Origin of the sequence: Mucilaginibacter corticis (assembly GCF_007558865.1) — a bacterium.
GTDB classification, from domain to species: Bacteria; Bacteroidota; Bacteroidia; order Sphingobacteriales; family Sphingobacteriaceae; genus Mucilaginibacter; species Mucilaginibacter corticis.
On record NZ_VLPK01000005.1, the window covers coordinates 120,355 to 133,309 of the forward strand.

At 40.5% G+C, this 12,955-nt stretch carries 12 protein-coding genes and 1 other RNA gene; 12 read left to right on the plus strand and 1 reads right to left on the minus strand.

The annotated features are described in order from the left end of the window. Nucleotides 1-23: 23 nt before the first annotated feature. Entirely contained in the window at nucleotides 24-1,922 is a 1,899-nt protein-coding gene (locus tag FO440_RS21225) for an OmpA family protein (protein WP_144250322.1), read from the plus strand. 41 nt (nucleotides 1,923-1,963) lie between these two features. Here the strand turns inward: FO440_RS21225 and recQ are convergent, their stop codons facing one another. Continuing rightward, on the minus strand, nucleotides 1,964-4,156 hold the full coding sequence (recQ, locus tag FO440_RS21230) for a DNA helicase RecQ (protein ID WP_144250421.1): 2,193 nt from the start codon (nucleotides 4,154-4,156) through the stop codon (nucleotides 1,964-1,966). Between the two features lie 245 nt (nucleotides 4,157-4,401). On the opposite strand from recQ, the gene FO440_RS21235 reads away from it, so the two are divergent. From FO440_RS21235 to FO440_RS21285, 11 genes are all read left to right on the plus strand, one after another. Next, nucleotides 4,402-5,487, plus strand: coding sequence for a mannose-1-phosphate guanylyltransferase (locus tag FO440_RS21235; protein WP_144250323.1), 1,086 nt, complete (start codon nucleotides 4,402-4,404; stop codon nucleotides 5,485-5,487). A gap of 203 nt (nucleotides 5,488-5,690) precedes the next feature. Continuing rightward, an RNA gene (gene ffs / locus FO440_RS21240) (signal recognition particle sRNA small type) lies at nucleotides 5,691-5,789 on the plus strand. A 100-nt stretch (nucleotides 5,790-5,889) separates the two neighbouring features. Then, the gene (locus FO440_RS21245) at nucleotides 5,890-6,072 is read left to right on the plus strand and encodes a hypothetical protein (protein WP_144250324.1); all 183 of its coding nucleotides are present in this window, start codon (nucleotides 5,890-5,892) and stop codon (nucleotides 6,070-6,072) included. 206 nt (nucleotides 6,073-6,278) lie between these two features. Continuing rightward, entirely contained in the window at nucleotides 6,279-7,244 is a 966-nt protein-coding gene (locus FO440_RS21250; RefSeq protein WP_144250325.1) for a YpdA family putative bacillithiol disulfide reductase, read from the plus strand. Nucleotides 7,245-7,635: 391 nt separating this feature from the next. Continuing rightward, nucleotides 7,636-8,283, plus strand: a complete 648-nt coding sequence (locus FO440_RS21255) for a GNAT family N-acetyltransferase (protein ID WP_144250326.1) — start codon at nucleotides 7,636-7,638, stop codon at nucleotides 8,281-8,283. Between the two features lie 82 nt (nucleotides 8,284-8,365). Further along, nucleotides 8,366-9,562, plus strand: coding sequence for an argininosuccinate synthase (gene argG / locus FO440_RS21260; RefSeq protein ID WP_144250327.1), 1,197 nt, complete (start codon nucleotides 8,366-8,368; stop codon nucleotides 9,560-9,562). Further along, a complete protein-coding gene (locus tag FO440_RS21265) occupies nucleotides 9,562-9,909 on the plus strand; it encodes a cupin domain-containing protein (RefSeq protein WP_144250328.1) in 348 nt (115 codons plus the stop codon). The genes argG and FO440_RS21265 overlap by 1 nt, the downstream gene beginning before the upstream one ends. Continuing rightward, complete coding sequence (locus FO440_RS21270; RefSeq protein WP_144250329.1) at nucleotides 9,890-10,384, plus strand: GNAT family N-acetyltransferase; 495 nt, start codon at nucleotides 9,890-9,892, stop codon at nucleotides 10,382-10,384. The genes FO440_RS21265 and FO440_RS21270 overlap by 20 nt, the downstream gene beginning before the upstream one ends. A gap of 12 nt (nucleotides 10,385-10,396) precedes the next feature. After that, nucleotides 10,397-11,380, plus strand: a complete 984-nt coding sequence (gene argC, locus FO440_RS21275) for an N-acetyl-gamma-glutamyl-phosphate reductase (RefSeq protein ID WP_144250330.1) — start codon at nucleotides 10,397-10,399, stop codon at nucleotides 11,378-11,380. Nucleotides 11,381-11,420: 40 nt separating this feature from the next. After that, nucleotides 11,421-11,783 (plus strand): four helix bundle protein, encoded by a 363-nt coding sequence (locus FO440_RS21280; protein WP_144250331.1) that lies wholly within the window; start codon nucleotides 11,421-11,423, stop codon nucleotides 11,781-11,783. 38 nt (nucleotides 11,784-11,821) lie between these two features. Next, nucleotides 11,822-12,952 (plus strand): aspartate aminotransferase family protein, encoded by a 1,131-nt coding sequence (locus FO440_RS21285; protein ID WP_144250332.1) that lies wholly within the window; start codon nucleotides 11,822-11,824, stop codon nucleotides 12,950-12,952. The last annotated feature ends 3 nt before the right edge of the window (nucleotides 12,953-12,955 follow it).

Here is a 12,955-nt window from a genome sequence, read left to right on the forward strand (position 1 = left end):
GATAATCTGTTTTTATCCGCGGGATGAAAAATATAATTCTTCTTTCTTTGTTGCTTTGTCTGTCTGTATTTGCCTATGCTCAACAGCAATACAGTACGACCAATGAGGATGCCATAAAATACTTCGCGCAAGCCAATCAAAGTATTGACGAACACCAGTACGACCAGGCAATACAACTATTACAAAAGGCCATTAAAGAGGACGGCAAGTTTATTGAGGCCCATGCCCAGCTTGCCGACATGATGCACGTTAAGCATGACAACAAAGGTGCTATAGAGGAACTAAAGAAAGTAATTGCCATAAGTCCTGATTTTAGCCGTGCTGTATATCTTAAAGTTGGCGATATGGAAATATCAGAAGCCCTTTACCCCAACGCGCTTGCACACCTGCAAAAATATTTAAGTTATTCAGGCATAACAGAGCAAAATAAACTGCATGGCCAAAAACTGATAAAGGATTGTGTGTTTAGTATTGAGGCGTTGCAGCACCCGGTAGCATTTAAACCCATAAACATGGGGGCCAATATCAATACAGCTGCCGATGAATATTCTCCGGTAGCGACTGCCGATGATAAAACGATCATCTACACCCGCCAGATAAATTATAACGAAGATTTTTACCAAAGCAGCAACGTAAATAACGAATGGCAAAAAGCAACTTATTTAAGCGATAAGATCAACACGCCTAACTATAATGAGGGATCAGAATCAGTGTCGCAGGATGGCAAGTTTCTTTTCTTTACGGGATGTAACCGCCCTGATGGCCGCGGTCGTTGTGACATTTACGTAGCCCAGAAAAAGGGCGACAACTGGGGCAAACCATTTGATCTGAGCCCCCCGGTTAATACCGGTGGCTGGGAGTCTCAGCCATCTATCAGCGCGGACGGTCGGACGCTGTATTTTGTAAGTAACCGTGCCGGCGGCTATGGCGGGTATGACATCTGGAAATCAACTTTAACCGACAAAGGCTGGGGCGAACCTGAGAATCTCGGACCAAACATTAATACTTCTTATAACGAACAATCGCCGTTTATACACCCTGACGACAGCACCTTATACTTTTGCTCGAACGGTTGGCCGGGCATGGGTAACCAGGATCTTTTTGTAAGCCGCTTAGGCAAAGATGGTAAATGGCAGGTGCCTAAAAACCTGGGCTACCCTATAAATACCAACGGCGACGAAAGCGGGCTAAGTCTTACCGCAAACGGCAACTATGCCTTTTTCTCGTCAAACAAACTGGAAGGTTATGGTGGCTTTGATATTTACACCTTTGAATTACCGCCAAATCTGCGGCCGCATCTGGTTACTTATGTTAAGGGCTTTGTAAGCGACGCGCAAACCAAACAGCCGCTTGAATCGGCAGTGGAGATCATTGCGCTTGAAACCAATAAACCCGTTTACCAGGATTACAGTTCGCCTGAAAAAGGCGACTTCCTGGCGACCATTACCGCGGGCAAAAACTATGGTTTAAATATTTCAAAACCAGGATACCTGTTTTACTCAGAAAACTTTTCGCTGGTGGGCCATACATCCGGCAATCCGTTTAATATTATGGTAATGCTTGAACCTATTGAAGTAGGCAACAAGGTCATATTAAAAAATATATTTTTCGATACCAATAAATACCAGTTGGAACCCGAATCAAGATCAGAACTTCAAAAGCTGATAGAATTTTTAGCGCTTAACCCCACAGTGCATATAGAAATATCAGGCCATACAGACAATGTAGGCAATGATGATCTGAACCAAAAACTATCAGAAAACCGCGCGAAATCTGTTTATGATTTTCTGCTCAGCGGCAAGGTTGACCCGGCCCGGATGGTTTACAAAGGCTATGGCAAAACACAACCCATAGCGCCCAATGACAATGATGAAAACCGCGCTAAAAACCGCAGGACAGAATTTAAGATAACTGTAAAATAACGACAATAAAAAAAGGGAGAATTTAAATCCTCCCTTTTTCGTCAGTTTCCTAACTCAGACATAAATTTTATCCGCATCAGCTGTACTTCTTCGCGGGTATAATCATCGCTGCCAAGTTCGGCAAGCGCGTCGTCTATCGAGTCGACCTCGGCGGTGCGGAAGTAATCAAATACTTCTTCCTGTTTATCCTCGTCTATAACCTCATCAATATAATAATTAAGGTTAAGCTTGGTACCCGAGTTAACAATGGTTTCTACTTCTTTTAAAACCTCTTCGTAGGTTAATCCTTTTGAGGCTGCTATATCGTCCAGGTTTAAATGCCTGTCAATATTCTGGATAATGAATACCTTTAACGCCGATTTATTTGCAGCGCTTTTGATCACCATATCGATTGGACGGTCGATATCATTATCTTCCACGTATTTCTTGATCAGATCAATAAACGGCGCGCCAAATTTCATGGCTTTTCCCGCACCCACGCCCGAGATCTGTTTCAACTCGTCCTGGCTGATAGGATAATGCGTACACATTTCTTCTAACGACGGATCCTGGAACAGTACAAACGGAGGCAAACCTTTTTGCTTGGCTATCTTCTTGCGCAGATCTTTCAGCATTTGCAATAGCTGGGTATCCAACGCGCCACCGGCTTGTTTTGGCCCGTCTTCAGAATCATCGTCATCAGCGGCCTCAATCACCCTGTTCAGGATAAAGCGGATGCTGTGCGGGTTATCTAAAAACGAATGACCTAATTTGGTCAGCCTTAATAAACCGTACTGGTCAATGTCTTTTGACAGGTAATTGTTTAACAAAGCCTGGCGCAATAACGAGTTCCACAATATTTCACCATCGTTTTTACCTGAACCGAAAAGTTCCAGCAAATGATGTTCATAGTTATGGATCTGCTGGGTCTCTACCCCCATCAAAATATTAATAATGTGATGGTCGTCAAACTTCTCGCCTATTTGTTTGATCAGGTTAAGCGCTTTATGCAATTGCTCTTCGGCATCGAAATGTGTTTTTGGCGCACAGCAGTTATCGCACATGTTGTTACAGCCAGCTTCATTAAAGTTCTCGCCAAAGTAATGTAACAGCTGCTTGCGACGGCATACAGATGATTCGGCATAATCAATTACTTCCTTCAATATCTGGGTACCGATTTCACGTTCAGAAACCGGTTTATCCTTCATAAACTTTTGCAGCTTGTCAATGTCCTTTTGCGAATAAAACGCCACGCACACACCCTCGCCTCCGTCACGGCCGGCACGGCCTGTTTCCTGGTAGTAACCTTCCATGCTTTTAGGCACATCATGGTGAATAACGTAACGCACATCGGGTTTGTCAATACCCATACCAAAGGCTATGGTTGCCACAATAACATCCACATCTTCCATCAGGAATTTATCCTGCGTATCGGCCCTTACTTTTGGGTCAAGACCCGCATGGTAAGGCAATGCTTTAACGCCATTTAAAGAAAGCGCTTCTGCCACCTCCTCAACCTTTTTACGGCTCAAACAGTACACAATACCTGATTTTCCCTGGTTTTGCTTAACATACTTTACAATCTCTTTTATTACGTTACGTTTGGCACGTACTTCATAAAATAAATTTGCCCTGTTAAATGATGATTTATAAACCGTGGCGTTATTCATCTGCAGGTTCTTTTGGATATCCTGCTGCACTTTAGGGGTAGCTGTAGCGGTTAAAGCTATGATGGGTATATCATCGCCAATGTTGCTTATTACCTGACGGATTTTACGATATTCGGGCCTGAAATCATGGCCCCATTCTGAGATACAGTGCGCTTCATCAACCGCAACAAACGATACTTGATTTAAGCGTAAAAAATCTACATTTTCTTGTTTAGTTAACGACTCGGGTGCAACATAAAGTAATTTGGTTTTACCGCCCAGCACATCTTCCTTAACTCTTATAATATCTGCCTTTGTTAATGATGAATTTAAAAAATGTGCAATGCTGTCTGATCCGCCAAAAGCCCTTAACTGGTCAACCTGGTTCTTCATCAAAGCAATAAGGGGCGAAATTACTATAGCAGTGCCTTCACTCATTAACGCGGGCAATTGGTAACACATGGACTTACCACCACCTGTAGGCATAATAACAAACGTATCATTACCGGCCAAAATGTTGGTTATAATCGCTTCCTGTTCTCCTTTGAAGTTATCGAACCCGAAAAAGTTCTGGAGATTATCAAAGAGCGACTTCTTTGTTTCTATCATTGATATGGGTATTCGTAATTGTTTAAAAGTTTAAAGTAACAAAATTTAAAGAATAAACGACAGATTTACTTTAAAATTTTATACAAAAATGATTATTTGAAATAAAACAATTTGTTTATTTAATCTTTTATATCCTGTGGTATTTTTACTGTTAATTATTTAGTGTTGTTTAATTATTATTTAACAGATAAATACCCACTTTTGCTACGGATAATACCAAACTATATTTTCTACAATTTAAAATGAATAAAAACTATTATGCCATAATTATGGCGGGCGGTATCGGAAGCCGTTTCTGGCCCATCAGCCGCACATCCTATCCAAAACAATTTATTGACATATTAGGTACAGGAAAAACTTTAATACAAAATACATATGATCGTTTTTTGAAGGTATGCCCAAAAGAGAATATTTATGTGGTTACCAATGAAAATTATACCGGTATTGTAAAAGAGCAGTTGCCTGATATGGCCGACAACCAGATACTTACAGAGCCGGTTATGCGCAACACCGCCCCTTGCGTTGCTTACGGTTCATTTAAAATTGAAAGTATTAACCCTGATGCAGCTATTGTTGTAGCGCCTTCAGATCACCTAATATTAGATGAAGCCGCGTTTATAGCATCCATCGAAAAATCATTACAGACCGCTACCAAACACCAATGCCTGGTAACACTGGGCATTATGCCGTCAAGGCCTGATACCGGTTATGGCTATATCCAATATACAGACAACACTATTGACGGTGATTTTCATAAAGTAAAAACATTTACTGAAAAGCCCAACCTTGAAATTGCAAAGACCTTTTTGCAAAGCGGCGATTTTTTATGGAATGCAGGCATATTTGTATGGTCTGCAAAGGCTATTGTTAAGGCGTTTGAACAATACCTACCTGAAATGAGTGATATTTTTGCCGAAGCCCGCCCGCATTACAACACCGAAAACGAAAAAACACACGTAAACCAGGCTTATTTGCAATGTACCAATATATCTATTGATTATGGGATCATGGAAAAAGCTAATAATGTTTACGTGCTGCCATCAGAATTTGGATGGTCTGACCTGGGTACCTGGGCATCAATTTATGAATTGGCCCATAAAGATTATGTAGGCAATGCCGTTATCCCTGCCGAAAAAGTGATCATGTACGATTCATCAAACTGCATGGTTAACATACCTGAAGATAAACTGGTTATTATACAGGGGCTACATGATTATATTGTGGTTGAATCAAACAATACATTATTGATCTGTCCGCGCGACCAGGAACAAAATGTAAAGAAAGTAGTTGCTGACGTTAAGCAGCAATTTGGAACAAAATATATATAAGCTTTTGTGAAAGTTTGTAAAAAGCGCCCGCCACACCGGGCGCTTTTCTGTTTCTAACTGCTACTAAAACAGAAAAAAACAGCTGCTAACAAAAAGCACATTACCAACTACTTGCGTGTTTCATTTATCTTAAAATTGCTTAAAGCCTCTCCTTTTTAACAATTTATTAACCCAAAAACAAACCATTTGCTATATTTGCTCCGGGGTAAGTCTTTTACGGCCAGCTCCTCTTGAACTCCCCCAGGGTGGGAACGCAGCAAGGGTAGAGAGTTGAGCGGCGCGATAAGAGTAGCTTACCCTTTTTTATGTCTTTTTTTTCGCAAAACCCTTGCAAATCACCACCTTTTATAGTTAAATTTATATAACAATTTCTTTAAATGTTAATTTCAGGAGGAAGTGATCATGAAGAAAAAAATTACAATGGTTTTAAAGTCTGATAAGACTGAAACCGATAGCTCAGAGTTGTTTATCATCCGCACTGCTAACCCCAAAATGTACCGCGACCACAAAATTGCCGATTACCATATCCATGGTCGGGCTAATAAATTTCCGTTTGGGAGTGGCCATGGGCCTGAGTGCTTCTAAAATTTAATTGATCGGGTGTTTATTAATTGCTGTGAGTGTACCCACAGTGTGATGTTTTTTGTCCGTTTAAAAACTATTATAACCTCAACATAAAACTTTAGCATAAGTCATTGTAAACTCATTATTCGGCATTTAAATGAGCCTATTGATTAATCATTGAACTTTAATAGATCAAAACTGATTATTATTGCACAAAGTTCAATTAAATGCTCGATATACTCATTATAGGTGGCGGACCTATCGGAATAGCATGCGGCCTTAAGGCACAAAAAGCGGGATTAAGCTTCGTGATCATTGAAAAAGGCTGCCTGGTTAATTCTCTTTACAACTATCCGGCTACCATGACTTTTTTTTCAACCTCAGAAAAACTGGAGATTGGCGGCATTCCGTTTGTCACTATCAGCAATAAGCCCACCCGCGCCGAAGCGTTAGAATATTATCGCCGTGTAGCTACATCCAATCATCTGCCTATTAACCTGTTTGAAGAAGTAACCGCAATTGAGCATACTGATAGCTACACAGTTACTACCAGCAAAGCAACTTACGAGGCCAAACACATCATCATTTGTACCGGCTTTTATGACGTGGCAGTCAACCTGGATATCCCGGGCGAAGACCTACCCAAAGTACAGCATTATTACAAAGACCCTCACTTTTTTGCCATGCAAAAAGTAGTGGTTGTAGGTTCAAGCAACTCGGCAATTGATGTGGCATTAGAAACATATCGTAAAGGCGCTGAGGTAACTTTGGTTGTGCGTGGCGATGAGATAAGTCACAGGGTTAAATATTGGGTTAGGCCCGATATTATCAACCGCATAAAAGAAGGTAGCATAAAGGCCTATTTCAATTCAAATTTAAAGGCCATCCGACAAACTGAGGTGGATATTGATACCCCTGAGGGTACGCTGACTACCCCTAATGATTTTGTGATGGCCATGACCGGTTACAAACCCAATTTTGACCAGTTAAAAAAATGGGGATTGATCTTATCTGACGATAAATTTATTCCGCAATATAATGCTGAAACGATGGAAACCAACCTGCCTGGCCTATATCTTGCGGGCGTAGTTTGCGGTGGGCTTGATACTCACCTTTGGTTTATAGAAAACTCGCGCATACATGCTGATATGATAGTTGATGATATTGTTGCTAAACGCAACAACCAGGATTAACCCAGCAGCCTGGCTATGTTATCTTTATGTAAACTTAATCAGCTGTACACCTGATCATCTATTTGCGCTGTAAACTAATTAACTTTTCTCTTGCATAAGTTAAAATTAATGCAAACTTTTGCATCAAATTTAAATAAAGCAACAATCTATCAAAATGATACTGCAAACCTTAAATATGCCCACTGTTAGAGCAGCTATTGCTCCGGTTGCCGCTGCTTTGGTTTCAACTGTTTTATTTAGTCCGTCACGACGAAGACTATTCATCCCCCGGGTTTAATTGTCAGCACACCTACTGCCCGTCAACAGAAGTTCTTTTTAAACTTCTTCAACAAAAACAATCTAATTACTTAGGCATAAAGCCATTTTTTAACGGTAATTTTTTCTATTTACAATGACTATAAAAGATTTTGATATTCAGGTTGCTACTGCCCAGCATGTAGACTATGCACCACTCATTACTGATGAGATGGCCGAGTCGGCAAAAGCTCGCGGCACCGGCATTGCGCAACGCTCGCCTGAATATGTAGCTACTAAAATGCTTGAGGGCAAAGCTGTAATTGCCTTACATAAAGATGGCACCTGGGCGGGTTTCTGCTACATAGAAACCTGGAGCCACGGCGATTTTGTGGCCAATTCGGGTTTGATCGTATCACCATTATTCAGAAAAGCAGGCTTGGCAAAAGCCATTAAACATAAAATTTTTGAGTTATCAAGAACTAAATATCCTGATGCCAAGCTTTTTGGTTTGACTACCGGCCTGGCTGTAATGAAGATCAACTCTGACCTGGGTTATGAGCCGGTTACCTATTCTGAATTAACACAGGACGAGGATTTCTGGAAAGGCTGCAAAAGTTGTGTTAATTACGATATCCTGACCATGAAAGAACGCAAGAATTGCATGTGCACCGCCATGTTATTTGATCCTGTCGAGAAAGCCAAAGATGCCGAAAAACAGAAGCAGGAAAATCTTGAAAAAATGACTAAAAAGGCTACGCTTTTTCAACGCATTGAAAGCGTCATTAAAAGTTTCGGACAATAAACTTGTAGAGACACAACACTTTGTGTCTCCTGAACATATTTAAAAAGACGCAAAGTATTGCGTCTCTACATTAAAATAAACAATGGAAAAGAAAAAAGTAGTATTAGCGTATAGCGGAGGCCTGGATACCTCATTTTGTTGCATCTATTTAACAAGGGACTTAGGTTATGAAGTACACTCGGTAATTGTAAACACCGGTGGTTTCAGCGCTGAAGAACTAAACACTGTTGAAAAACGCGCTTACGAAATGGGCGTAACATCACACCATGTGGTTGATGAAACCGAAAACTTTTATAATACCTGTGTTCGCTATTTAATATACGGTAACGTGTTAAAAAACAACACTTATCCATTGTCGGTAAGTGCGGAGCGGGTTAGCCAGGCCACTGCCATTGCCAACTACGCCAAAGAAATTGGTGCCGAGTTTGTTGCCCACGGCAGTACAGGCGCCGGTAATGACCAAGTTAGGTTTGATATGATCTTCAATATCCTAATACCTAATGTCGGCATCATCACCCCTATCCGCGATCTGAAATTGAGCCGTGAAGCTGAGATCGAATATCTTAAAAAACATGGTGTCGACATGAATTTTGAGAAAGCAAAATACTCTATCAACAAAGGTATCTGGGGTACGTCTGTAGGTGGTAAAGAAACTTTAACATCAAACTTAGGCCTGCCCGAAGAAGCATGGCCTACACAGGTTACCGAAACAGAAGCAAGAAATATCGAGCTAACTTTTGAAAAAGGCGAACTTGTTGCGCTTGACGGAAAAAGATATGATCACCCTACACAAGCTATTCAAGACCTGCAGGCTATTGCGCAGCCTTACGGTATTGGCCGCGATATTCATGTTGGCGATACCATTATCGGTATTAAAGGCCGGGTTGGTTTTGAAGCTGCTGCACCAATGGTAATTATTAAAGCGCATCATACTTTAGAGAAACACACGTTAACCAAATGGCAACTAACCTGGAAAGATCAATTGTCTATGTTTTACGGTAACTGGCTGCATGAAGGACAATTCCATGATCCTATTATGCGCAATATGGAAGCTTTCCTTACAGACACGCAGAAAAACGTTAGCGGCAAGGTATTTGTACAATTGTTGCCATATCGTTTCCAGGTAGTAGGTATTGAGTCAGATCATGATCTGATGTCTAACAAATTTGGCAGCTATGGCGAAATGAACAATTCATGGAGCGGCGAAGATGTAAAAGGCTTCTCTAAAATATTTGGCAACCAGGTGATGATCTATCATAAAGTTAACAGCGAAGGATAATGAATACGGTATTTTCAAAAGGCGAATGTTTAGCACATTACATCTGGGGCGATGATTGCCACGGCTGGACCTTTGTTGATACCGAATCGCTGTCTGTTAAACAAGAGCTAATGCCGCCCGATACAGCCGAAAAGCTGCACTATCATGAAAAAGCTACCCAGTTCTTTTATATTTTAAAGGGACGTGCAAAGTTTACAATTGATGGTGAAGTGGTTGAACTGAAAGAGCAACAAGCTATTCAAATAAATCCGGCACAGCGGCACTTTATAGCCAACCATCAGAATACCGACCTGGAATTTATTTTGTACTCTTATCCATCTACCAATTATGACAGAGTTAACTGCTGATGAGCTTAATCTTTCTGTAAGACAGATAGATTTTGAAAAGATAGACGAGGTTATTGATCTTTTTGATCAATACAGGATGTTTTATAAACAAGCCAGCGATCTTGAACTGGCAAAACATTTTTTAACCGAACGTTTACAAAATAATGAGTCGGTTATTTTTGTGGCCTGTATCGAGTTTAATGATACCGCCCTTTCTGTTGGATTTACGCAACTGTATCCAAAATATTCATCTGTAAAAGCTGTAAAAAACTGGATCCTGAATGATCTGTATGTCAACCCGGCTTATCGTAAACAGGGTATCGGCAATAAATTGATAGACGCCTCAATTGATTTTGCCAAAAACGGTGGCGCTAAATATGTACAAATAGAAACAGCCACTGATAATTATACGGCTCAAAGTTTATATGAGTCGGTAGGATTTATAAAACAGGCACCTGATGCAGAATTTATTGTGTATCGGAAAAGTGTCGACTAATAATATAAAGCAATGAAAAAGATAAAAGCAGGAATAATTGGTGGTGCAGGCTATACCGGCGGCGAGATGCTGCGGATATTGGTTAACCATCCTGATGTAGAGATTGCTTTTGTACACAGCAATAGTAATGCGGGTAATTTTATTCATGACATTCATACAGATTTGCTTGGCGATACCGATCTGAAGTTTACGGATGAACTGTCAACAGCGATAGACGTATTGTTTTTATGTGTTGGACATGGCGATGCTAAAAAGTTTCTTGATGCTAACGCCATTCCGGACAGCGTAAAAATAATTGACCTGAGCCAGGATTTCAGGCTGGCTAAGAATGCAAAAATCGGTTTAAAAACATTTGTTTACGGCTTGCCTGAATTAAACAGCGAAGCTATCAAATCGGCACAAAACATAGCTAATCCGGGTTGTTTTGCTACCTGCCTGCAATTGGGTTTGTTGCCTTTGGCATCAAAAGGATTGTTAAATAATGAAGTTCATGTATCGGCCACAACAGGTTCAACCGGTGCAGGGCAAAGTTTGGCCGCGACTTCGCACTTTACCTGGCGTAATGATAATCTTTCGGTTTATAAAGTATTTGGCCACCAGCATTTAAATGAGATAGGCGAATCATTAAAGCAATTGCAACCTGCTTTTAACCAGGCAATCAATTTCATTCCTTATAGGGGCGATTTTACCCGGGGGATATTTGCTTCTATTTATACCGACTGTGATCTGTCTGAAGAAGATGCTTTAAAACTATACCAGGATTTTTATGCCGATGCACCGTTTACACACATAACCAGCAGAAACATAGATCTTAAACAGATAGTGAACACCAACAAGGTATTTATACAGGTAAAAAAATATGATAATAAATTATTTATTATCAGCATGTTAGATAATTTACTTAAAGGCGCTTCAGGCCAGGCAGTTCAAAATATGAACCTGTTGTTCGGCCTTGATGAACGCGCAGGACTTTGTTTAAAAGCTAACGCTTTTTAAGTTAAAAGGTTAAAGGCGAAAGGTAAAAGGTTTTTAAACAATGAGAGATTATAAAAAACTTGAAGTTTGGAAAAAATCGCATTTGCTAACAAAGCAAATGTATAAGACAATATTGCCTTTAATGCCTATTGAAGAACGATTTGCTTTAACTAGCCAACTCCGACGATCAACTTATTCAATCCCATTAAATATTGTGGAAGGCTGTGGTAAAAATACAGATAAAGATTTCGCGCACTATTTAGACAATGCTTTAGGATCGGCTCTTGAAGCAGAATATACCTGTTATCTGATTTTTGATCTCGAATATATAAATCAGGATCAATACGACCCTATTAACTTATTAATCAACGAAGTAAAAGCAATGTTAATTTCATTTATAAACTTTTTGAGAAATGAAAAATAACCTTTCACCTTTGTCCTTTTACCTTAGCCTCTTTAAGAATGAAACTTTTTGACGTATATCCAATAAACAACATTAATATAGTAAAAGGTCAGGGCAGCCACGTTTACGATGACAAAGGCCAGGAATATCTTGACCTTTACGGTGGTCACGCCGTTATTTCTATCGGCCATACCCATCCGCATTATGTAAAAAGATTAGAAGATCAATTACACCAGTTAGGCTTCTACTCTAACTCTATCGAGATCCCGATACAAAAACAATTAGCCGAAAAACTTGGCCATGTTTCTGGCAAAGAAGATTACCAGTTGTTCCTGGTTAACTCTGGCGCCGAGGCAAATGAAAATGCCTTAAAATTGGCTTCATTTTACAATGGTAAAAAGAAGATCATAGCTTTTACAGGCGCGTTTCACGGCCGTACCTCATTGGCTGTCGCGGTTACTGATAATCCAAAGATCATTGCCCCGGTAAACGAAACTGACGATGTGATCAAGCTGCCATGGAAAGACGAAGCCGCTTTAGAGCAGGCTTTTGCTGATAACGAGATCTCATCAGTGATAATCGAGGGTATCCAGGGTGTTGGTGGTATCCAGGTAGCTCCTGAAAGCTTTTTACAAAAGATCAGATCGCTTTGCGATACCCATAACGCGGTTTTCATTGCCGATTCGGTGCAGTGCGGGTATGGGCGTACAGGTAAATTTTATTCGCATGATTTTGCGGGTGTTGACGCGGATATTTATACCATGGCTAAAGGCATGGGTAATGGCTTCCCAATTGGCGCCATCAGTATATCGCCTAAGATACAGCCTGCTTATGGCATGTTAGGAACCACGTTTGGCGGTAACCACTTGGCATGCGCGGCCGCTTTAGCTGTTTTAGAAGTGATTGAGCAGGATAACCTGTTACAAAATGCCGCCGAAGTTGGGGGATACTTGATAGACGAGCTCAAAAAGTTTAAACAGGTTACCGAAGTAAGGGGCCGTGGGTTGATGATTGGCATTGACCTGCCTGCCGAATATGCAAACGCCAAGAAAGATCTGTTATTTAAACACCATATCTTTACCGGCGAAGCTAAACCAAATGTGATCAGGCTATTACCTGCTTTAAATTTAACCAAAGCACATGCAGATCAGTTTTTAGAAGCTTTTACAAACGTACTTAATAATCAATAGTTG